Origin of the sequence: Chitinophaga sp., assembly GCF_017745275.1 — a bacterium.
In the GTDB taxonomy this organism is placed as follows: domain Bacteria; phylum Bacteroidota; class Bacteroidia; order Chitinophagales; family Chitinophagaceae; genus Chitinophaga.
The window spans coordinates 1168532-1192108 of the sequence record NZ_JAGHZS010000001.1 but is presented as its reverse complement, the minus strand read 5'-3'; the positions used below and the strand labels follow the sequence as shown (position 1 = coordinate 1192108).

The window sequence follows — 23577 nt, the reverse complement described above, 5'->3', positions numbered from 1 at the left end:
ACCTGCCGTGGAGGCTCAGGTTAGCTTGGTGTGGCTTCTTCGGCCGTCCAGTATCAACCAAAATACCGTTCAGGATGAAACTAACATTTGTTTTACTAACTGTTTTCTTAGTTCAGGTGCAAGCCATAGGACTGGCGCAATCTATTACTGCCAAACTAAACAAAGAACCTTTGCATAATGTGTTTAAAATTATTGAGAAACAGACGGGAGTAACTGTTTTTTATAATGATGAGCATATTAAGAACGCGCACCCCGTGACTATAGACGCACAGCAGATGCCATTGAATGATTTTTTGACCGCTGTTTTAAAGCCAGAGAAACTTGCTTTCGAGATAAAGCAGGGTAATATAGTAGTGATGCGCAGAGATGTTGGTGTACCTGATAAAAATGGAAATTTATCCGCTGCTGAGGAGCCTAAAACGAAAGTATCGGGATTGATCACGGACTCTGATAAAAATCCTCTGCCTGGGGCTACCATCCGTATTAAAGGCAGCCAGGTAGTAGCCGTGAGCGATGAAAAGGGAACGTTTCATATAGAAGCAGAAAAAGGCGCAGTGCTGATAATAAGCTTCATAGGATTCAATGAAAAAGAGGTGAAAGTGAACGGTTCAGAAATGATTTCGGTTATTCTGGTGCCTTCGGAACAAAAACTGGAAGCTATTCAAATTGTTTCCACGGGTTATCAGAATATTACCAGGGAACGAAATACAGGGGCAGTAGCAAAAGTGGACATGGGCACTGTTGCCAGCAGATCCAGCAGTACCAATATTCTTCAAAGGCTGGATGGGCTGGTACCCGGCCTGGCGATAAACAATGCACCGGGTGGAGAGCCGTTGCTGGTTCGGGGTTTGACTTCCCTCAATGCTACCAGGTCGCCATTGATCGTGGTAGACGGCGTGGAATTACCAGGTGATAATACTAGTGATGCATCCCGTAATAATATTATGAACACCGCTAATCCCATCGCTAACATCAATCCGCAGGATATTGCGGATATAACTGTTCTGAAAGATGCCTCCGCGGCTTCTATCTGGGGCGCAAAAGCGGCGAACGGGGTAATTGTTATTACTACCAAAAAGGGTAAGACAGGACAGAAATTACGGGTCGATTACGATGGTTATTATAATTTCCAGGGTAAACCGGATCGATCCTATATCCCGAAAATGAACAGCAGGGATTTTATTGCTACTGCAAAAGAAATCTTCCCTCAATTTGCGCCTTATTATAACTGGAGTGCAGTACAGGCCCTTGCTCCGGTTCCTCCGCACCTGCAAATTCAATATGATGAGTACAGAGGGCTAATCACCGGTGCTCAGGCGAATAAGGCGCTGGATAGTTTGGCAGCCATCGATAACAGGAGTGAAATTTCCAGTATTTTTTACAGAAATGCAGCCTCAACTAACCATACAGTCTCGCTTTCTGGAGGCGGCGACATTTACAGCTTTTATGGATCATTGAGCTATACCGGTATTCAAAGCAGCACACGTGGTGAAAGGAACAATTCGTATAAATTGAATGTCAGACAGGATTTCAATTTCAATAAAAGATTGCAGTTATCCGTAGTCACTGATCTTACCAATACCCTGGCAAGTACTTCAAATCTGGGTATAGGAGTGCTGGCCCCGGATGTTTCTATGGTGCCTTATCAGCGGTTCCGTGATAAGGCAGGAAATCCGCTGGCAGTGAATTTCCTGGGAAATTACAGCGATTCTCTCAGGCTTGATTATGCTGCCAGGAGCCGTGTTAACCTGGACTACGTTCCGCTTGATGAGTTTAACAGGGGATATTCAAAGAGCAGCAGTTTATCCGGAAGAGTAGTGGGAAGCATGAAATTACAATTGCTGAAAGGACTTCGCTTTGAGGGTACTTATGGCTACCAGACGTTTGTAAGAAACAACCGGACAGTTCAGTACCAGGAAAGTTACGCGGTAAGGGACCAGCTGGTAAGTTTTACACAGGCGCCAACTGTAAACAGCACCCCCAGGTATTGGTTGCCAAAGGATGGAGGGATGCTCAATGTAAGTAATGCATCTCAGAAAAACTGGACGGTAAGAAATCAGCTGATATTTGATCGGAACTGGGATCCGCATCAGCTGACTGTTATGGCAGGACAGGAAGCTACAAGCTCCACACCGTTGACATCATCTGCTACCTATTATGGCTGGGATGAACAGTTGCAGGTTTCCCGCCCGGTAAATATTGATACACTCATGAAAGGGATTACAGGAACGGTATCAGGTCTGCTGGGAAGAGTGTTACCATCAAATAATGTGGGTGGAGGAGAAGGGGCTATCGCAAGAACTACCTCTTACTATTCTACATTGGGATACATGTATCAGTGGAAGTATGCACTGAATGCAAGTTGGAGGATTGATGAGAGCAATTTATTTGGTCTTGCCAAATCTGCTCAAAACAGGCCCGTGTATAGCATAGGCGGTAAATGGTTGCTGAACAGGGAAGATTTCATGAAATCGTTTACATGGCTGGACCGGCTCCACCTGAGATTCACCTATGGCATAACAGGTAATGCACCCAAGCCTGCGCAGGCTGCATCATTCGATATCCTGCAATCCTCATCGAACGTAAACTATGTAACAGGAGTTGGTTTGGTTATCGGTACTCCCGGCAACGACAAACTGACCTGGGAGGGAACCAAGGTCTATAACGGAGGACTGGATTTTACAGTGCTGGGTGGCAGACTAGGCGGTTCGATAGACGGATATATAAAAAAGACCAGTAACCTGATCGGCTCATTGATGACAGCGCCGTTGACTGGATATGCAACTGTTATCGGTAATTACGGAGACCTTGAAAATAAAGGGTTTGAATTTAGTTTGACCTCACTGAATATCATTTCCCGGGATTTCAACTGGAATACTGTCCTGAACCTGTCGTACAACAAAAATAAGATAACGAGGATGGCAACAGCAACCGCCATCACAACCGGTACAGGAATGATTGGAACTCCCTTCGTGGAAGGGAAACCTGCATACGCTGTATTTGAATTCATCAATGGCGGACTTAACGCGGTGGGAGACCCACAGATCATCCAGGCCAATGGAAAAATACTGTCTGATAAAAATGGCTCCAAGCCAGAAGATGTTCATTTGGCAGGAACTTCTCAACCGATCATGACAGGTGGATTATTCAATACATTTTATTACAGGCGATTTCAACTGGGAATTAACATCAGCTTTAACTTAGGACATGTGTTGTTCCGTGATTTTAATAATTTTTGGCAAGACCCTCTTTATCAGAACACACTTCAACCCGAATTTGCTAATCGCTGGAAGACGCCGGGAGATGAAAATAAAACCAATATCCCCAGGTATGCCTATAATACTACCATCGACAACGGCAGAAATATGTTTTACTACACCTACTCCAACCTGAATTCATTTGATGCGTCTTATGCAAAGATCAGGGAGATCACGCTTTCCTATGATGTAGGTAAGACGTTGGTTCGGAGGCTGCATGCGGAAGGATTAACTTTCAGGGCACAGGTATCCAATCTCATGCTCTGGAAGAAGAACCACTTCGGGATCGATCCGGAGTTTCAATCGCCGGCAGGTGTCAGAAATATCCGTATAGGACAAGGCACATTCACAGTTGGCGCACACATTACTCTTTAATTAAACCTGCTTAAGATGATGAAATCCATTCATAGGGTACTATTACCCATTCTGTTTATATCGCTGATGCTTCAGACTTCATGCTCCAAAGACTTTTTGGAAATTGAGCCTAAAGGCTCCCGAGTGGCCAAAAATACGGTGGACTATGAGCAATTAATGAATGCAGTGAGCCTGCAGGTTTCCTATCCGCCATCTTTATACATGGGCGATGAAATGGCTGCCCAGGCTACCTATATGGATGCTGCCCAAATCAGAACCCAAAGACTGTTCAGGTTTGAAGCAAGGGTATACGACGAAGATCAGCTGCCTAATGAAACCTGGCCACTAACCAACATTTATACCTTTAATAAAGTTATAAATGAGGTAATGCAATCAGAGGGAGGAACCGATCAGCAAAAACGTGCTATCCTCGCAGAGGCTAAAGTCGGACGGGCGCTTTGCCATCTTTATTTTCTGAATGACTTTTCCTTACCCTATAATGCTGCCACTGCTGCTACGGATTTGGGAGTGCCACTGCTTACAAAGGCAGACGTAACCCAAACAACATTTGTACGGGCCTCTGTACAGGAATGTTATGACTTTATCATAAAGGATTTAACAGAAGCCTTGCCAGACCTTGGCCCATTAACACACAGGCGGAAATTTTCCAGGTTGGCGGCAGAATTTATATTGGCCCGTGTTTATCTGTATATGGCAAAATTCAGTGAGGCCAGCACACATGTGGATGCCGCATTCGCGGAGCTTAGTAAAGCTGCAGTGCCCCTCGCGTTATACGATTATAACATAGTACTTGATCCTGATAGCGATAATTCATGGTTTCCAGATTTCGGTTTCGGACTTTCAAATTATCCGTTGGCTGCCAATAATGCACAGGTGATATACAATCTCAGTATGATTAATTTTCAGCTGCAACAAGCCAATACCTATGTGTTTTCCCCGGAAACGGCTGCCTTATATGATCCGGCAGATAAGCGCCTGGAACTATACTCAGGAATGGAAATGTTCAATCCCGACAAAACTTTTCCGGGTGGAATGAGACGCTACTCCGCATCACTTTTTTCCGGGTTGGAAATCGGTCCGTCATTACCTGATCTCTACCTGATGCGTGCAGAGCTTAAAGCAAGGGCAGGTGATCTTACAGGGGCAAAGAGCGCTCTTGAAATGCTGCGGTCCAAAAGAATGCCTGCCAATATCTCTACTGTACCTGCAAATATAGCGGGAAACAAAGAGGCATTGGTTCGCTATATCCTTGAGGAACGTATTCGTGAATTCGCCACTTCCGGCATGCGCTGGTGGGATATGCGCCGGCTTTCAGTGGACCCGGTTTATAGCAATACGGTTAAGTACACACATAAACTTTATGATGACGCCGGCAACGTAGTGGCAACCTATACGCTCAAGCCCGCAAGATTTGCCCTGAAGTTCGGGGAAAGGATGTTGGCCGCGAACAAGGGATTAGTAGAAAATGAATAGAGCTGGTAAGTCAAGGGCAGCCTGCAGTTGTACCACATTTACCTGGCAGGAAATTTCAATCGTAATAATTAAAAATTTCAATACCGTTTAATCCGAATCTGATGAAAATGAAAAAGTTAATCTTGCTATTGCTGATTTCCGGTTCTGTCTTCGCGCAGCAATCGCCATCCGCGAAGTATAACTTTCAGGATTTTACTTCAATAGTAAACGTGGAAGACCAGGAGAAGCAATACAATGAAATGTTGAAAGCAGATCCGATAGACCCTGCCAAACCATCCATGTATGAGGAATACCGTGCGCAGTTGGCGATGGGATGGCTTACCAAAGGAAACTTTGAACGTTACTGGTATTATAAAAACACCAGGCCAAAATTCAATGTACTTCAATTCCTGTATCTGACTTATGCACTGGACAACCTCTTTGATGCAAATACTAATCCGGGCGAAGTGGAAAAGGTGTCAGCCGGGCTATTGGAAGATTTGAACACAGGAGCATTGAAAGATGGAATTGGCAGAACGCAGGCTGTTTTGGAAGTAAATGCTGCAACTAATGCTCAACTGGGAAATACAGATAAGGCATTGCAGTTATTGGCGAAATCATCCGAAGTAAAAGACGGTATGCGCGAAATGCATTATTTCAAAGATGCAAAATCCAATTACCTGAACCGGTATGGCGTAGTGATGTTTGCTGCCGGTAAGTACCAGGTGGCATTCGATACCTTAAGTAAAGCATTCAGGGAGGCGGAGTCAAACCCGGTGATGGTTAATACATTCAGGTTGATATATAAAAAGGTAAAAGGTACCGAAAATGGATTTGAGAAATATCTTAAATCCCTGAAGGATGAAGCATACCATCACTGTTATAAGGAACTGGAAAAGTTATACATAGCGTCACCGAAAACAACACTCGATGGTGCAGTACCAACCCCGGGAGCGGATGGTAAAATGTTTACACTTTTTCACGCCACGAGACCTGTAAAAGAGGTATCGCTGCCGGACCTGGACGGAAAAATTGTTCATCTGAAGGATTATAAGAACAAGGTGCTGGCCCTTGATTTCTGGTCTACTGGATGTACTCCATGCGTGGCCGCCTTCAGCGGATTTGAGCGCGTGGTGGCAGATTATAAAAAAGATGTATTTCAAATGTTTGTGGTAAGCCTGTTTGAAGATAGCGCTACTGTAAAATCTTTCGTGAAGAAAAAAGGAATTACCCTCGATGTTTTACAGGATGAAGAAAACAAGTTCTTTGATGTACAGGGAACGCCCACTAAAATCATATTTGACCCATTGGGTAATATAAGATTCTTTAGTTCTGGTTACGCTGGTTCCACAGACAGGGAGTATTATAAACTGAAGTCTATGGTAGAGATTACAAAATCGAGGTATAAAGGGTAATGCAATTTGCACCTGTTAGATGATAATAACTGAATTTAAATGAATGTGGCTTTTGCCGTGCAAAAAGTATTTATGAGAAGAGTGATTTTTTTGATATTGACCAGTCTGGCAGCTTTGTCCGGCATTGCGCAGGACAGCCAACCGGTTTCGTGGAAATTCCGCAGCGACTCAATAGCGCCACTCACTTTTAAGATTTCCTTTGTAGCGTCTATTAACGAACCGTTTCATATTTATCCACAGTCTTACGATGGCGGAATGGGAATGCCCACTACTATTACATGGAGAGAAAATCCGAATGTTCAGTTGATAGGAGAGATGGAAGAAAAAGGAGCTGTATCTTCTGCCGGTGAAACAGTGGCTTTTTATGCGAAGGGAGTTACGTTTTCACAAACTATCAAACTCCGGGCAGATGAGAAGACAGTATTGCATTTCCGGATCAGGTATATGGCATGCAATAATCAAATGTGTCTTCCTCCTTCATCAAAGGAGTATGCGCTGATTGTAAATGATGCTGGCGGTATTACTGTTACTGCTGAAAATGAAAAAAATATACAGGCGCCGGGTACGCAGGAAGCCGTACAGTATGAGGACTTTGCGCTGCCGGATGTAAAAGGGAAAAAAATATACACCAAAACAATCATCTCCAATAACAGGTATACATTTATTGATTTCTGGGCCAGTTGGTGTTCGCCATGCAGAAAGCAGGCAAAAGAACTTATGCCGCTTTATGCCAGGTATAAGACCAAAGGGCTGGGGGTAATTGGCGTTTCTCTCGATACGGATGCAGCTGCCTGGAAAAAGGCAATAGAGAAGGATGGTTATACCTGGACAAACCTGGCAGACCTGAAAGGATTTGATTCTCCTGTTACTAAAAAATATCAGATTAAAGCTATTCCCAGGAATCTTTTGATCGATAACAAAGGGGTAATTGTTGCCAGGGATCTCCATGGAAAAGAGTTGGAAGCAAAGCTGATAGAACTGTTTAACTAAATAAGAGACGCTTTTTTTCATGGTAATGTATTTATCACCTCTTATTATAATTCGATTTCTGAATCCAAATTAATCCTACTTAAATTGAGAAAGTTAATTATAGCCGGCTTGTCAATAATGTCTTTGACAGCTTTCGCCCAGGGTAATAATAAATTTACAATCAATGGAAAATATGGTACAGGCAACGCTCCTGAAAAGGCATACCTGGAGTATACCATGAATGGTAAGTCCATCATTGATTCCGTTAGGTTAAAGAACGGTGTTTTCAAATTTTCCGGTGCGGTGACCACTTCGCCGGTAGCTGCTACACTAACCTTTGATACGAAAGGTGTTGGAAGAGCAAACAGCCTTGAACAGGTACCCGTTTATCTTGAGCCGGGTAGCATTCATGTTAAAACGAATGGAGCTACAGTAGAAGGAGTGCAGGTAACCGGAACGCCCAGGAATAATGATTATACGGATCTTAATCACCTGGTTGATGCCGGCCTTTCACAAATGACCGATGAAGACAGGCAATTCATGGAAGGGAAGTTGTCGCCACAGGCCACGCAGGATTACGAGGCCAAACTGGAAGGCTTTCGGAAGCGGTTTAGTGACATCACCAAAGATGCCTACATTAAGTTCATCCAGTCCCATCCTGCGTCAATGCTTAGCCTGGAATTGTTTCCCAAAATCGCTTACGAGCAACGCTATGATGTAGTGAAGCCCTTGTTCGACGGGTTATCATTGAAAATTCAAAATAGTAAGGAAGGTAAAAAAGTGGCCGCTAACCTGGATAAAATGAAAGTAACTGCAATAGGGCAACCAGCGCCGGACTTTGAAGTACCCGATGCAGAAGGGAAGCCGGTTAAACTTTCGTCATTTCGTGGTAAGTATGTATTGGTCGACTTTTGGGCTTCCTGGTGCGGACCATGCAGGGCAGAGAACCCCAACCTGGTTAAAGTCTACAATAAATTCAAAGACCAGAACTTCACAATTGTCGGTATTTCTCTCGATAAGTCTGACAGCAAGGCGTTGTGGCTGGCGGCAGTTAAAAACGACGGACTTTCATGGCTTCAGCTTTCTGATCTGAAATTTTGGGATAGCGGGGCTGCGAAATCTTATGGTGTCCAGGCAATTCCTCAGAATTTTTTGATCGATCCTAATGGAATTATAGTGGGAAAAACACTGTCGGGAAAAGCATTGGATGAAACATTAAGCGGAATATTTCATTCAACGCATACAGCTAACTGACGCCGGGGTATTGCGTATTGCTGAATTAAGTGTAATTATATGAATGTAAATAAGAAAGGGCTGCTCTTTGTAGAGCAGCCCTTAAGCAATTTGGGAGAACCTCCTGTTTGTAGCGAGATCGGGAGTTGAACCCGAGACCTTTGGGTTATGAATCCAACGCTCTAACCACCTGAGCTACCTCGCCATTACCTTTTTAAAACTCGCTGTAACTACTATCTGTAGCGACTACTCGTCCAAAACGGGAGTGCAAAGATAACGGCTTATAAATGAAAATTCAAAATGTATCAGCCGTTTTTTTATAAATTTTTTTAAACAGCGTCATCAGAACGAGGTTTATCCCACTTCTTCAGTAAGGTTTCATCAATGGATTTTACATGTAAATCCTGCTGTGGATAAGGTAATTCAATGCCCGCCTTGTTCAGCGCCTCGTAAATAAAGGCCAGTACATCACTTTGCTGGGTCCCGGCCGTATCCAGGTCGGCTACCCAGAAGTAGACACGGAAATTAATGGAGCTGGCACCAAATTCATAGAGTTGCACGGCGGGAGCAGGACTGCCGAGCACTCCTTGTCGCTCCGTAAACGACGATTTTATAATATCCATCACTTGTTTCACATCGCTGCCGTAGCCAACGCCGATGGTGAAGGTAACGCGGCGGATACGGTTGGTTCTTGTCCAGTTGATGAGCTGCTGGGAGATGAGCTCGCCGTTGGGAACGATGATTTCAGAGCCATCGGGTGCGCTGATTTTACTGGAGCGAATACCTATTTCTTTTACTACGCCGGAACGGGCGCCTATTTCTATCACATCGCCTACTTCCAGTGGTTTTTCAAAGGCGAGGATAATTCCTGATACCAGGTTGTTAACAACATTCTGCAACCCAAAGCCAATACCAACGCCTAAGGCACCTATTACGATGGTTAATTTATCCATTGGAATACCGGAGGCGGCAAAGGCCAGCAGCACGCCACCGGCTAGCACTGCAAGCCGCAGCAACAGCAGGGCAGAACCAAATTTTGTTTTCCGCGAAGGACTCGAGCTGGTGCCGGTGCTGCCAAACATATAGGCAATCAGCTGGGAAGCCACCGTAGATACCCATATCACCAGGATGAAAATAATAATGCTGCTGAAAGTAAAGTCAGAGTTGCCAATTTGATGGCGGGAGGAGAGGAATTCCGTGATGGCATCATAAATGGCATCGTATAAATACAGGTTGCGGGCTACAACCATCAGCCAGCCGATGCCGGCAAGTATGCTAAGAAACGTTCTCAGCTTGCGTTGTACATCCTGGTAGTCCATGAAGGAAATAAAAGTGCTGGAGTCTTTATTGGCTTCTACCTGCAGGTAAACGGCTTCCATGAGTATCTTCACCAATGCAAAGAGACTGAGGGCCATAACAGTATTCACAACAGCGCTGGAGCCCATTATTTTGGCCGTGCCCACTCTGGCAAAAACAACGAGCAACAATGAAAAAATGCTGGTGGCAAGAAAAAAGAGCAACAGCGGCCGCGTGTATTTGGGTTGTGCGAAAGTGGTTAATGCGTTTTCTTTCAGGAAGCGCCGGGCCAGTATAATAGACAGGATGGCGCCAATCAACAGCCCCCACTGTTCTGCATAGGTAATCTCTATGAGCAGGTTATTCAGGCTGTAAAGAAATAATAATCCTATCAGGAATAACCAGTTCCGGTATAATGTTTTAGGAAAGTGTTCCCGGAAGATAATGGATAATGCTGCCACGGCCAGCCCCCACGTAATTTCTGTAAACAGGATCGGGTAACGGACAGAGAGTACTGCCGACAACGTAGTAATGAATACCACGATACTGGCTACAGGAAAGCGGTATACGTATTTCGCATGTTGCAATATGGTTTCGCCTTCTGCCTCCGTATGATTTTGCCGGATCCTCCGGATGTTATTATATACCCACCAGGAGAGGAGTACAGCCAATAATAGCCAGATAAAGAATACCGGCCATTGTATAGAGAAAAAGATGAGTACTACTTTAGTGCTTTTATGCAGCGAGCTTTTTAGCACAGGAAAAAAATCCAGCGGGTTGATACTGTCGCGGTGAGGTTTCCATAGATAGCGGTAATCCCGCGCAAACATATTCAGGGAATATTGTTCCAGGCGGTAATCCATATCTTCATATAAGTTTGATACCTCAATATACCGGTTCGCTACCTTGTTTTGCAGCAGCCCCATTTTAATGAGATGATGTTTGTTGGCGCTGTCTACTGCATGAAATTTGAGCACCAGGTTAGTAATTTGACCAAGATAAAAACCGTATAGCTCATCTTCTGCAGGGATATTCCGCATGGTGGTATCGGTTCGCATGCTATGGATAGTATCGTTGATGGCAATCAGTTTGCCGTAATAGTTGGAAAGTGTGCCCTGCCAGGAGTTAAGTTTCCGTTGCAACTGTTCCAGCATTACTTTATTGGTGTAAATGTCATTGATATTAGGAGTACGACCCAGGCTGGCAATATTATACTTCACCAGTCCAATAGAAGTATCTATCAGGGGGAGGCCACTGCTGATGTTGGTGGTATCAAAGCCGCGTTTGAGTGAACTCATAAGTTCATTCAGCATCAGGGTATAGTTTTCAATGCGGTTGATCAGGAGGGCAACGGAGGTATCTGATTTCCTGATCCGGTTACTATCTTTTTGCAGTGCGGCAATGCTTTTCCGGATAGTAGCGCTGTCTATGGCTACCATATGAACGGTGTCCTGCTTTTTTTTCTGCGCAGTGCCGGAAAAATTGCTGGCAAGCATGGGTAGCAGCAACAGGAGGTGTAGCAAGAATGGTTTAGCCTTCATGAACATATGAAACAGCATATATTTTTTGAATACCCACCAGCGGTGGGGCGTCCTGATGGAGGAACATTTTTTCCGCGTAAATGTTCCTGAATTTAAAACTTTTACTCCGCTTGTCCGTTAAGTTTTCTGTAATGGATGGGGTAACTTTTGCCCGGTACTTAATTCCGCCGTACTTTGTAAGTAATTGCCATACCAAGAAAACTAACTTATGAACAGAGAAATGCTCGTTACCGCATTAAGAAAGGATCTCGAACCCTGGGACATAGTAGTAATTGGAGGCGGGGCCACTGGCCTGGGAGCTGCCCTGGAGGCAGTTACAAGAGGGTATAGGACGCTGTTGCTGGAACAGGTCGATTTTGCGAAGTCAACTTCCAGCAAAAGCACAAAGCTGGTGCATGGAGGGGTGCGCTACCTGGCGCAGGGAGATGTATCGCTGGTGCGGGAAGCCAGCGTAGAACGCGGGTTGCTGGCTGCCAATGCGCCACATCTCGTACGTAACCTGGCTTTTGTAATTCCTACTTTTAATTTCTGGGAGAATTTAAAATACACTATTGGCCTCAAAATGTACGATTGGCTGGCCGGCCGTCTCAGTCTGGGTAAGTCAGAACATATTTCCCGCTCAGAAACATTACAGCGACTGTCAACACTAAAAGAAGATAAGCTCGCCGGCGGCGTATTATACCACGACGGCCAGTTTGATGATAGCCGCCTCGCTATTAACCTGGTACAAACCATCAGCGATAAAGGAGGTACGGCGCTGAATTATATGCGGGTAACCAGCCTGCGTAAGGATGGAGAGGGGAAAATCAGCGGTCTAACGGTAAGGGATACACTCAATGGTGGAGAAGATATTTACATCAATACCCAGGCGGTAATTAATGCTACTGGTGTTTTTGCAGATGATATTCTGGAGATGGATAACCCGCAGGCACCTAAGTCTATTGCGGCCAGTCAGGGCGTGCATGTGGTATTGGACAGTGAATTCCTGCCAGGTCACAATGCCTTGATGATTCCTTCCACCAGTGATGGCAGGGTATTGTTTGTGGTGCCCTGGCATAATAAAGTGGTAGTAGGCACTACTGATACGCCGGTCAATCATATCAGCCTGGAACCCCGGGCGCTGGAAAACGAAATTTCATTTATCCTCAGTACAGCCGGACAGTATTTGTCCAGGCCACCCCAGCGGGCAGACGTACGCAGCGTATGGGCCGGCCTCCGGCCATTAGCCGCTGCCAAAGCAGAAGGACATAAAACAAAAGAGATCTCGCGCAGCCATAAAATTATTGTGGCTAAATCGGGGCTTATCACCATCATCGGGGGCAAGTGGACTACCTACCGCCGCATGGCGGAAGATGTAGTTCATAAGCTGGAGGAAGTACTCCGCTGGAAAGAAACAACTACGGCCACTACGCATCTTAAAATTCATGGAGCTACCAATAATGTCAACTGGGAAGATCCCTGGTATTTCTATGGTAGCGATGCGCTGCACATTCATCAGATGGTTGCCCGGCAGCCCGATCTGCAGGAGGAACTGAGCCGGGAATACCACATCATTAAAGCGCAGGTAGTATGGGCTGTGAAAGAAGAAATGGCCCGCAATGTAGAAGACTTTCTAGCCCGTCGTACCCGCCTGCTCTTCCTGGATGCAAAGGAAGCAATACGTATAGCCCCGGCCGTAGCCAGGATTATGGCAGCCGAATTACATAAAGATGAACATTGGGTAGCTACACAGATCAGTAGCTTTGAAGCGGAAGCAAACGGATATTTGTTAAAGTAGCAGAAAGCAGAAGGCATAAAGCAAAAAGCTATTGAAGCGTATGACCTAAGCGGATAAAATCCGTAATGATCATACGCTTCAATAGCTTTTTGCTTTATGCCTTCTGCTTTCTGCTACATCCAAACAAACTTTTGATCAAAAGGCTTCAGCCTTCTGCCAGGTTGCGCAGGCTCATCGGTATAACCGAGGTAAAAGAAACCCAGTACCTGGTCTTCATCTCCCAAACCCAGGTAATCCTGCATGGCAGGGTGGTAGGTCATCCCGCCGGAACCCCAGTAGGCAGCGAGATTAAGGGCAGCAGCACCAAGCCAGATATTTTCCACTGCACAGGATACGGCGGCAATTTCTTCTATGGCCGGAATCTTAGGATTATTACCTCTTTTCATACAAATCGCCAGCACATGTGAGGCCAGGTTGCCCTGGTTCTTCAGCTTTTCGTAATTGCCGGCAATGTATTTATCTGTGGGAGTAAATTGCTTGTAGAGGTTCGCATGATCCAAACAAAACCGGGACACTTTATCACCGCTGTATACCATAAAGTACCAGGGCTCTGTATGGCCATGGGTGGGCGCCCAGTCGGCCAGTTGTAATAATTGTTGTACCGTTTCGTCGGGTATTTTCCGGCCATTCATACTGGTGGGTTTCACCGTGCGACGGGCAGTGATCACCTGCTCTACGGCGGAGGCTAATGTGTTGGTATCTATCATAATTATAACGGTATTTGTTTTCCTGTTTCCAGGCTGGCCTTCAGGTGGGCCGGTAATTTCGCTATTTTGCGAAGTTTGTAATCAAAGCAGATCATGCCGGTTTTTGCTTCGGCAATGGTGATCGTTTGTGCATTCCTGTTAGTAGTGATGCGATAAAATAATTCAAAGCCAAAGGCATTGAATTCTCCCGCTGCAATGGCTACTTCAAAAATATCTCCATGAAATCCTTCTCCTTTGTAGGCTACAGCTACGTCTGCCATGATAAAACCACTGCCGGCTTCATGATCCAGCTCTTTATAGCCAATGCTGCTCAGGAATTGTATCCTGGCTTCATGCATAATCGACAGAATAGCATCATTGCCTACATGGTTGCCATAATTAACATCCTGGATGCGTACAGGAATTTGTATACTAAAAGGGAATGTTTCCGGTAAATCTATCTTAATCCTTGCCATTATTATTTTTTAGGAAGATGCTAAACATTTGTTGTTTGTTTCAGGAAAGCCACAAATTTCGCGAAGGCCCTGGCGCGGTGGCTATACTGATTTTTTTCTGCCAGGTTCATTTCTGCAAAAGCCCTGGTTTCACCTTCCGGTACAAAAATAGGATCATAGCCAAATCCCTGGCCCCCTTGTGGTGCTGTGGTGATATGTCCTTTACTCACACCTTCAAACTGGTATTCTTTGCCATCCAGGATCAGGGAAATCACCGTACGGAACTGGGCGCTGCGGTCAGTTTGACCTTCCATTTCATGCAATACCTTCACAATATTATCGGCCGCTTCCTTCTGTTCCCCGGCATAACGGGCAGATAACACACCTGGTGCACCATTGAGGGCATTAATTTCCAGGCCGGTATCTTCTGCAAAACAGTTTTCTCCGGTCATCCGGTGAATGGTAGCAGATTTCTCTGTGGCATTGGCTTCCAGCGTATCGTGTGGTTCCGGGATATCGATGTCTATTCCGGCTTCCAGCAGGGTGATGATCTCAAACTGGTCGCCCAGCAGGGAACGGAACTCTTTTACTTTGTTTTGATTGTTGGTAGCAAATATCAATTTCATATAGTCGGATGAAAAAGCGTTTTATTGTATTAAATACCTAATAATTGTTTTAATCCTGCCCAAAGGCGCGCTTTCAGCACTTTATCGCTGCCTATGAGTGATAACTCGTCAGAGAAAAGCAGGGTAGTGCCATTTACGGTGACCAACTGGTATAAAGGAATATCACTGAGTCCAAGTTGTTCCGGTGCAATGCCAAATACAACGCTTCTCTCTATCTTCACGGCTGCCTGCCAGTCAGGAAATGCCAGGGAACGGTAGTGCGATACATTTACAAGCGATACATCCTGCATGCCTAGTTTACAGGCATTTAATATATTGGTGAGGAGGTTGAATAATTCGTCGTTTAAGTACGCTTCCTTTTCGTTTTCTATGAAGAGCGCGATGTTTTTTTGATTTTCTCCTAAATATTTGACTTTAGGTACCACTTTTTCTGCAGCCACAGCCGGCGCGCTTTTCCCCGGAATGATTGGCTGGGTAAAGATTTTAGCCAGAAAATAAGGATCCAGTTGGAATTGATCAAGCGACATGTTTATTATTATTTAATTTAATATGAAAACCCCGGCTGGGGAAAAATCTGTTTATTTGCACTGCCGGAGCGGCAAGGCTTCGGCGGCACAACGATTGAAATGTAAAAATATTGAGATAAAATCGATTAACCATGATGGTAGAAAAATCAACAGTTAAGGAAGAGGCGCTAAAGAAGATCAAAGTCACCGGAACTACGCATAGCAGGCTGAGTGAAGTGGATTTCAATAACCTGGCATTTGGTAAAATGTATGCCGACCATATGCTGGTAGCCGATTTTAATGGTAAAGAGTGGGTAAATGCTGAAATCCTGCCTTTTCAAAATCTGTCTGTAAGCCCTTCAAATGCTGCCTGGCACTATGGACAGGCCATCTTTGAAGGTATCAAAGCCTATAAAGATCCACAGGGTAACCCGATGATCTTCCGGCCATATGATAACTACAAACGCTTTAATACCTCTGCAGAGAGAATGGGAATGCCGCAGGTACCTGAATGGTTGTTTATCGGCGGTATGGATATATTAATAGATATGGACCGTAACTGGGTACCTACCGGGGCAGGCTGCTCCCTGTACCTGCGTCCTTTTATGATTGCCGCAGATGAGTTTATTGGCGTTCGTCCTTCTGATACATATAAATTCGCTATCATCAATTCCCCTTCAGGAGCATATTTTAATAAACCGATTAAATTACTGGTACAGGACAAATATGTACGTGCCTTCCCGGGAGGCGTAGGTTATGCCAAAGCTGCCGGAAACTATGGTGGTACCATGTATCCTACCATGCAGGCCAGGAAACAGGGGTATGACCAGATTTTATGGGTAGATGGATACGAGCATAAATACCTCCAGGAATGCGGTACCATGAACGTTTTTGCCATCATAGGCAATACCGCCATCACCCCGGACCTCACACAGGGAACTATCCTGGAAGGGGTGACCAGGGCCAGTGTCATGGACATCCTGACAGATATGGGCCTCCAGGTGGAAGAAAGACCTATTTCTATCGACGAAGTAGTAGCTGCCTATAAAGCAGGCACCCTCCGCGAAGTATTTGGAACTGGTACCGCTTCCAGCGTGGCCTACGTGGAAGAGCTCGATTATCTCGACACCCATATCAAACTGGATACAACTAAATATACTATTGGCGCTGAAGTGATCCAACGCCTGGATGCTATCCGCACCGGACGGGCTGCAGATACCCGCGGTTGGAACTATATTATTAAGTAAGCCGAAAGCATAAAGCTGAAAGCAAAAAGCTATTGAAGCGGATCATATGCCCTTCAATAGCTTTTCTTTTGAATATCAATATATTATCCCAGATAATCATCCGCTTCAATAGCTTTTTGCTTTCAGCTTTATGCTTTATGCCTCTTTGTCTCAAAGCCATCCAATATTTTTTATGGTTGTTTCTCAGGGAAAGCATACATTTGCACTCCGGTTTTTGGTAATCCTGAGCTGCTACCAGAATAATTAAGACCTTTCCCTGTTTAAACAGAAGATCATCCGGGCAAAAATATTTTCGAAACAATTTTGTTATTCACACATATAGTTTTACCTTTGCCGTCCCAAAATCCCTATATGGGGAATTTGGATGTCATTGTAAACCGACATAAAAAACTAGGTAAAGAATGCCTACTATACAACAATTAGTAAGAAAAGGAAGAGAAATTATCCGGGCTAAGTCTAAGTCCAGGGCATTAGATAGCTGCCCTCAGCGTCGTGGCGTTTGTACTCGTGTATACACTACCACGCCTAAGAAACCGAACTCCGCTCTGCGTAAAGTAGCGAAAGTGCGTTTAACCAACAAAGTTGAGGTGATTGCCTATATCCCTGGTGAAGGTCACAACTTGCAGGAGCACTCTATCGTACTGATCCGTGGTGGAAGGGTAAAAGATTTACCAGGTGTTCGTTACCACATCGTTCGCGGTTCCCTGGATACTGCAGGTGTGAAAGACAGAAAGCAGAGCCGTTCCAAATATGGTACTAAGAAGGAAAAGGCTAAAAAATAATAATTATAAATAGTCGTAATTTTCAATAAATGAGAAAGCAAGCTGCAAAGAAATTGCCTCTGGCTCCAGATCCTAGGTTTAATGACAAGCTGGTAACCCGCTTCGTTAATAACGTTATGGAACAAGGAAAAAAGAGCATTGCCTATAAAATTTTCTACGATGCTGTGGATAAAGTAAGCCAAATGACCGGTGAAAACGGTTACGAGGTTTGGAGAAAAGCATTGGCTAATGTTACACCTGGTGTAGAAGTTAGAAGCCGCCGTATTGGTGGTGCTACCTTCCAGATCCCTGCGGAAGTACGTCCTGATAGAAAGATCTCTCTGAGCATCAAATGGTTAGTACGTTTTGCTGGTGAAAGAAACGGTAAGAGCATGGCTGATAAGCTGGCGAATGAAATCGTAGCAGCAAGTAAAGGTGAAGGCGCAGCGTTCAAGAAGAAAGAAGATACGCACCGTATGGCAGAAGCGAACAAAGCTTTCTCTCACTTCAGAATCTAGTTATAGCCCTTACAGGCAACTCAATATATTTGGCAAACAGTTCCTTTGGAGCTGTTTGCCTTTTTGTGTGCCTGCATCCTGCTGCCATTGAACGCTTAATCCCCTTGGAACGAACTGTTGATATCTCATTTCACCGATAACATAAAAAAAGCAGGTATCCGAAGATACCTGCTCAGAAAGCTCATCAACTATTTTAACCTGACAACTTACTTCACATTCACCAATACCTTGATCACCCCGGTATTATCAGTCAACTCCTGTAACGCCTTTCCTATTACCTGTCCAGGCTTTACTTTATCCACATCTGCTTTCATGGCATATCCCGGTTTGCTGGAAGTAACGAGTAAATCTCCCCGGTGAATAACACCATTCTCATTACATACCTTCGTAGGAATTACCCCTACTACTCCCATTGGTACTTCGTCCGCAAGATCTGTTGCTATATTATGTTCTGTTAACAATACCCCTGGTTTGGTAGCAAATACCCCCGCCACTAATGAGGAATAAGGTTCAGATGATTTTTCTACGGTCCTGTCGGCATGTGTGGCTATTACCAGTACATCCCCGGGTTCATACGCATTCCGTTGTCCTGATACCGCAAACGATTCTGCCATGTCAGCCCCGGAGTTCTGTGTACCACCATCAAAAAAGCCCCTGCCTGTTCTGTCAATCCTGGTCCTATTGAAACCCCCGGTTTGAAATAGGGCCAAATCGCCGGAAGAACCCTCATGATCCACTACAAAAGCACTACCCTGATCATTGGTCACTACCTGTAACGTAATGCCAAATCCAGTGGTTTCTTTATGTTCGAAGTAACCAGCATATCCCCCCGTACCGGAAGCAACACCATATATGCCTGCGGCTCCTCCATTTCCGAAAATAGTATTCACTTCGCCTCGTACACCCGCACCTACGCTGGTCGTATTGTTCACGAAAAAGTTGCCGGCATTACCAAGGGAGTGATCGGCAATTACGCCTGGGCCTCCGGTGGTTACCTGCAAAGTATTATCTGTATTGGTATTATTAAGGTTTTGAATCAATACGGCATTGCCGCTGGGGCCATTGTGGTCCAATTCCGTGGCGGTACCCTGGCCCTGAGAGGTAACAAATAAAGCCCGTCCAAAACCTGTTGTACTGCTATGCTCAAAATATCCACCATAACCTCCTGTGCCGGAAGCTACTCCATAAACACCCGCTGTACCACTATTCCCAAAAATACTGTTCACTTCCCCCCGTACACCCGCACCTACGCTGGTTGTATTGTTCACAACAAAGTTGCCGGCATTACCAAGAGAATGATCTGCAATAACGCCAGCTCCGGTAGACCTTACCTGGAGTACATTGTCAGTATTAGAAGCATTATCTGTATGAATGAATGCCGCATTACCACTCGGGCCAGCATGGGTTAGTTCTGTGGCAGTACCCTGGCCTACACTGGTAACATATAAGGCACGCCCAAAACCGCTTGTATTGGTATGGTCAAAATAACCACCATATCCCCCGGTGCCGGAAGCGCTACCATAAACGCCCGCTGTACCACTATTCCCAAAAATACTGTTTACTTCCCCACGTACACCAGCGCCCACGCCATTTATGTTGTTAGCGAAGAAATTAGCTACATTTCCCTGGCTGTGATCTGCAATCACGCCTGGTCCATTGCTTACCGCTTCCAGCGTATTATTAGTATTGGTGTTGTTGATATTTTCAAAGAACCCAGCCCTGCCAGTGCTGGAACCGCCACCTATCCTGCCATAAACACCGATGCCATTGCCACTGACATCAGTGTTTACAAATCCGTATACACCATAGCCGGCGCCGTCATTTCGACCAACTACCGCACCAGTTGCAGCTCCTGAGCTTTTGGTACGTCCGGTAACAGCTTCGCCACCACCGGTATTATCTCCCAGCACACCAGCACCCGTTATAACAGCCGTGGTACCATGTACTGCTGTGTTGCTGGAACTGGAGGCGGAAATAGCTTCATTTGTTCCTGTGGTTATAGCCTTTACTGCTACTCCGCTACCCGCTGTACTGGCATCTATCACATTACCACCACCAGCAGTGTTTACCTGTAGGGCAATTGAATTATTAGTATTGTTGGAGATAGACACTACTGCGGCCCCTCCATTAGTACTGGTGGCATATAAGCCATTTCCGTTGTTACTGTTGGCGTATACACCCATACCCGTCCCGGAAGAGTTACCATATACACCAAGTCCGTTGGGGGTTACACCGTATACTCCCCAACCAGCTCCGTTCTGTGATCCCCATACACCTATACCTAATCCTCCGGTGCCGTTATTAATTCCCCTTACTGCAGTAGAAAAGCCTCCGGGAGTGGCGGAAGAAACAGTTCCACGTAATGCGGAAATACTGGCGGAAGTACTGTTACTAATTCCATCCAATACGGTACCATCACCCTGGTTGGTGATAGCAAATACGCTACCTGCTAAATTCACGGTATTGCTATAAGGCAGTACCAGCCCACCGGCAGCCGCTGCTGGCGACCATTTGGTACCATCATATGTCAGCACTTGTCCGGCTACAGGCGCCACTGTATTTACACTAATGCCCTGCAATTTTGCTACTCCCGGATTGGGATAGGTCCCCTGCAAATCCCCGCCAGCAGGTCCATTGGGCGGAAGTGTGGTGGGTATTACCCCGGCCGCAATTTTCGCCGCAGTTACTTTACCATTGCCTATTAACGGATTGGGATAAGTACCACTCAAATCTCCTCCAGCAGCAACGCCACTAATGGTGCCTGGAATACCTTGTGGCCCTTGTGGTCCTATGGGTCCAACAGGTCCAACTGGCCCTTGTGGTCCGGTAGCACCAACTGGTCCCTGTGGTCCGGCCGGTCCGGTGGCGCCTATTGGCCCAATAGGCCCTATTGCACCTGTTGCGCCGGTAGCTCCTGGGTCCCCTTTTGCACCCTGTGGTCCAGCCGGTCCGGTAGCACCCATAGGCCCGATGGGTCCTATTGCACCTGTTGCGCCGGTAGCTCCTGGGTCCCCTTTTGCACCCTGTGGTCCGGCCGGTCCGGTAGCACCCATGGGCCCTATTGCACCTGTTGCGCCAGCTGCACCGGGATCCCCTTTTGCACCCTGTGGTCCAACCGGTCCGGTAGCACCTGTTGCGCCGGTAACACCGGGATCACCTTTAGCGCCTTGTGGTCCTGCAGCTCCGGTTGCACCTACAGGTCCGATGGGCCCAATAGGCCCAACTGCACCAGGATCACCTTTAGCACCCTGCGGTCCAACAGCTCCTGTGGGGCCAATCGGGCCTACAGGACCCACAGGTCCGGTAGCACCGGGATCACCTTTAACACCCTGTGGTCCGGGGTCACCTTTTACCCCCTGTGGGCCTGCAGGCCCAGGCTGACTATTAGCGGCATATATGGCAAAAGGCACACTCATAAGTTGAGAAGTACCTAATTCTGCAAAATTGCTTCCTCCGGAAGAAATCTCTACCCGCAGATATTGATTGGCCTGCGACCAGGGAACATTGGCGAAAGTACCAGATACCGGATCTCCCTTACCAATTTGCACGGTGAAAAGCCCGAGCTGATTAGTGGTTACATCATGTGTTTCCTGGTATTGTACGTTGCCGGCAGCTGATCCTCCCAGGATACTAAATCTGATTTTCAATGCCTGGTTCGATAAAGTAGTGCCATTGGCATTCCTGGCAACAGCCTGGTAGTTGATACCAGTTAACCCGCTTTGAGCATGCAATTGTAACAGTACTGCAAATAAGGCAACAACGGTTAGGAATAGAATTCGTTTCATAAGGAAATCAGATTTAATTTTTTACAGCTTTTTTGATACCAGTAGTTGTTTTGGGAGGCTGTATAGGTGGAGGAGGAGTTCCCTGTTGCTCTATTACGGGAGGAACTACTGCCTTAGATTCCGGTTTGGAAACTGGAATATCCTGGGAAGAAGGACCCTTACCGTTGCCCTGAGGGGCAGTAGCCCGACGATTGATATTAGATGTCTGCGCACCGGCACCGCCTGTCTGCACAGGTACTTTGTTATCTACCGCCGCTATACGGGACAGGTTATTCTTTGCCTCCGCATCTCCAGCCTTCACCGGCACCTGACCTTTCGCGGATGATAACTGTTGGGGTTGAATAATAGAAGCGCCTGGAGGCGGATCGCTTTTCCTCATGGGAACTTTCCCCGTTTGCGCATGTGCAATGACTGTTATCAACAGGCAAAGCGCAGTGTAGAATAGTTTCATCTGTTATTATATTTAAGAAAAAGGTGAATGATATGATGGATAGTGTTTATTGTTGAATGGGTTCATCCCGCGTTCCGCCGATATTATATACCAGCGAGAACTTCAATGTCCTTTTCTGCACCAGGCTTTCACCGGTAGGTACCTGGTACGCAATGTCCAGCGACAGGTTCGATACCCGTACCCCTACGCCTGCCGAAAAGTGTTGCCGGTAGCCTTTGTCGGGATGCTCATAGAAATAGCCCGCCCGTAGAAATAAAGCCTGCCGGTAAGCGTATTCTATTCCGGAACCTATCGTGAACTCTCTTAATTCTTCATGAAACCCGCCAGGGGCATCTCCAAACGACGAAAAGATGGCGTTTACCACACCCCGGTTAGGATCTTTACCCTTTAAGATCTGATTGGTTTCGATGCCATTGGAATCCAGTGCATACAAGGGAGGAGTAGGAACCAGCAGCTTATTAATGTCTAAAGACAGGGTAAACTCATGATCAGCGGTATGAACAAACGTATAGCCGCCACCGATACGAAGATTCATCGGTAAAAAACTCTTACGTGTGTTATCATCGGTGTACTGCAATTTGGTGCCGATATTGGTAATACTTACTCCAAAGCAGTAACGGTTGCCAAAATCCAGTTTGTCTTTACTGTTTTGGTAGTAATAACTAATATCACCCGCAACAGCGGATGCCGGTTTCTGTTGCAAATTATTGTAGGAGCCTTGTCCCAGCTGACTGCGTATGTAGCGGATACTAACTGCCAACGACATGTGTTTGCCAAGCTTCTTGGCATAAGCCCCATCCACTGCAAATTCTCTTGGATTATAATCCTGCAGTACAGTACCATTATCATCCCGGAAAGTCACAGCACCGTAATTGAAGTATTTCATGGAAAATCCTATGCCTTCAGATCCATTCCAGGTTTTGTAGCCAGATACATAAGCCATATTTGACTTGTTATTATTCAACTCCCACATCCACGGCGAGTAGCTGGCGCTAACACCCCAATCTCCCGCAAATATTATTTTAGCAGCATTGGAAAACAGGGAATTAGCATCGGGAACCAGCCCGGTGGTGGCATCACCTACACCACTGCTGCGGGCATCTGGATTCACTAACAGAAAACTGCCGCCAATACTAGGAGGCTTCTGTACTGCTTTCTGCGCTGATAAAGGAATACCAGCTGTCAATACACCCATAAGAAGTATGATTGTAAAACTGTATTTCATAA

The 23577-nt window shown here is 45.8% G+C and carries 17 protein-coding genes and 1 tRNA gene; 9 read left to right on the top strand and 9 right to left on the bottom strand.

From position 1 onward, the window contains the following. Positions 1-74: 74 nt before the first annotated feature. From J7623_RS04825 to J7623_RS04805, 5 genes are all read left to right on the top strand, one after another. Positions 75-3632: a SusC/RagA family TonB-linked outer membrane protein gene (locus J7623_RS04825; RefSeq protein WP_291917781.1), complete on the top strand. Its 3558-nt coding sequence runs from the start codon at positions 75-77 to the stop codon at positions 3630-3632. A 15-nt stretch (positions 3633-3647) separates the two neighbouring features. Beyond that, positions 3648-5105 carry a RagB/SusD family nutrient uptake outer membrane protein gene (locus J7623_RS04820; protein WP_291917778.1) on the top strand — a complete coding sequence of 486 codons (1458 nt, stop codon included), beginning with the start codon at positions 3648-3650 and terminating at the stop codon, positions 5103-5105. Positions 5106-5212: 107 nt separating this feature from the next. Continuing rightward, a complete protein-coding gene (locus J7623_RS04815) occupies positions 5213-6499 on the top strand; it encodes a TlpA disulfide reductase family protein (protein WP_291917775.1) in 1287 nt (428 codons plus the stop codon). A 72-nt stretch (positions 6500-6571) separates the two neighbouring features. Further along, positions 6572-7489 (top strand): TlpA disulfide reductase family protein, encoded by a 918-nt coding sequence (locus tag J7623_RS04810; protein WP_291917773.1) that lies wholly within the window; start codon positions 6572-6574, stop codon positions 7487-7489. A gap of 84 nt (positions 7490-7573) precedes the next feature. After that, entirely contained in the window at positions 7574-8722 is a 1149-nt protein-coding gene (locus J7623_RS04805) for an AhpC/TSA family protein (RefSeq protein ID WP_291917771.1), read from the top strand. 110 nt (positions 8723-8832) lie between these two features. Here J7623_RS04805 and J7623_RS04800 read toward each other — a convergent pair. Both J7623_RS04800 and J7623_RS04795 read right to left on the bottom strand, forming a co-directional pair. Then, positions 8833-8906 (bottom strand) — tRNA-Met (locus J7623_RS04800). A gap of 124 nt (positions 8907-9030) precedes the next feature. After that, the gene (locus tag J7623_RS04795) at positions 9031-11544 is read right to left on the bottom strand and encodes a mechanosensitive ion channel domain-containing protein (protein ID WP_291917768.1); all 2514 of its coding nucleotides are present in this window, start codon (positions 11542-11544) and stop codon (positions 9031-9033) included. Positions 11545-11746: 202 nt separating this feature from the next. Here J7623_RS04795 and J7623_RS04790 point away from each other — a divergent pair, with 202 nt between their 5' ends. Then, positions 11747-13315, top strand: coding sequence for a glycerol-3-phosphate dehydrogenase/oxidase (locus J7623_RS04790; protein ID WP_291917765.1), 1569 nt, complete (start codon positions 11747-11749; stop codon positions 13313-13315). 113 nt (positions 13316-13428) lie between these two features. Here J7623_RS04790 and J7623_RS04785 read toward each other — a convergent pair whose 3' ends face one another. Genes J7623_RS04785 through J7623_RS04770 form a run of 4 tightly spaced genes read right to left on the bottom strand, consistent with a single transcriptional unit; the run spans position 13429 to position 15609 of the window. Beyond that, positions 13429-14022 (bottom strand): nitroreductase, encoded by a 594-nt coding sequence (locus tag J7623_RS04785; RefSeq protein WP_291917762.1) that lies wholly within the window; start codon positions 14020-14022, stop codon positions 13429-13431. A gap of 2 nt (positions 14023-14024) precedes the next feature. After that, a complete protein-coding gene (locus tag J7623_RS04780; RefSeq protein WP_291917759.1) occupies positions 14025-14477 on the bottom strand; it encodes a thioesterase family protein in 453 nt (150 codons plus the stop codon). Between the two features lie 20 nt (positions 14478-14497). Continuing rightward, a complete protein-coding gene (gene rdgB, locus J7623_RS04775) occupies positions 14498-15082 on the bottom strand; it encodes an RdgB/HAM1 family non-canonical purine NTP pyrophosphatase (protein WP_291917756.1) in 585 nt (194 codons plus the stop codon). A gap of 29 nt (positions 15083-15111) precedes the next feature. Further along, the gene (locus J7623_RS04770) at positions 15112-15609 is read right to left on the bottom strand and encodes a hypothetical protein (RefSeq protein ID WP_291917753.1); all 498 of its coding nucleotides are present in this window, start codon (positions 15607-15609) and stop codon (positions 15112-15114) included. Between the two features lie 131 nt (positions 15610-15740). Here J7623_RS04770 and J7623_RS04765 point away from each other — a divergent pair, with 131 nt between their 5' ends. From J7623_RS04765 to rpsG, 3 genes are all read left to right on the top strand, one after another. Next, positions 15741-16835, top strand: a complete 1095-nt coding sequence (locus J7623_RS04765) for a branched-chain amino acid aminotransferase (protein ID WP_291917751.1) — start codon at positions 15741-15743, stop codon at positions 16833-16835. Between the two features lie 401 nt (positions 16836-17236). Then, the gene (rpsL, locus tag J7623_RS04760; protein ID WP_012789278.1) at positions 17237-17617 is read left to right on the top strand and encodes a 30S ribosomal protein S12; all 381 of its coding nucleotides are present in this window, start codon (positions 17237-17239) and stop codon (positions 17615-17617) included. A 29-nt stretch (positions 17618-17646) separates the two neighbouring features. Further along, the gene (gene rpsG, locus J7623_RS04755; RefSeq protein WP_291917749.1) at positions 17647-18114 is read left to right on the top strand and encodes a 30S ribosomal protein S7; all 468 of its coding nucleotides are present in this window, start codon (positions 17647-17649) and stop codon (positions 18112-18114) included. A 206-nt stretch (positions 18115-18320) separates the two neighbouring features. On the opposite strand, the gene J7623_RS04750 is transcribed toward rpsG, so the two are convergent. From J7623_RS04750 to porV, 3 genes are read right to left on the bottom strand one after another with little or no spacing between them, the layout of a single operon-like run. Beyond that, the gene (locus J7623_RS04750; protein WP_291917748.1) at positions 18321-21899 is read right to left on the bottom strand and encodes a hypothetical protein; all 3579 of its coding nucleotides are present in this window, start codon (positions 21897-21899) and stop codon (positions 18321-18323) included. Positions 21900-21912: 13 nt separating this feature from the next. Continuing rightward, positions 21913-22350: a hypothetical protein gene (locus tag J7623_RS04745; protein WP_291917745.1), complete on the bottom strand. Its 438-nt coding sequence runs from the start codon at positions 22348-22350 to the stop codon at positions 21913-21915. A 46-nt stretch (positions 22351-22396) separates the two neighbouring features. After that, positions 22397-23545, bottom strand: coding sequence for a type IX secretion system outer membrane channel protein PorV (porV, locus tag J7623_RS04740; protein ID WP_291917743.1), 1149 nt, complete (start codon positions 23543-23545; stop codon positions 22397-22399). Between the last annotated feature and the right edge of the window lie 32 nt (positions 23546-23577).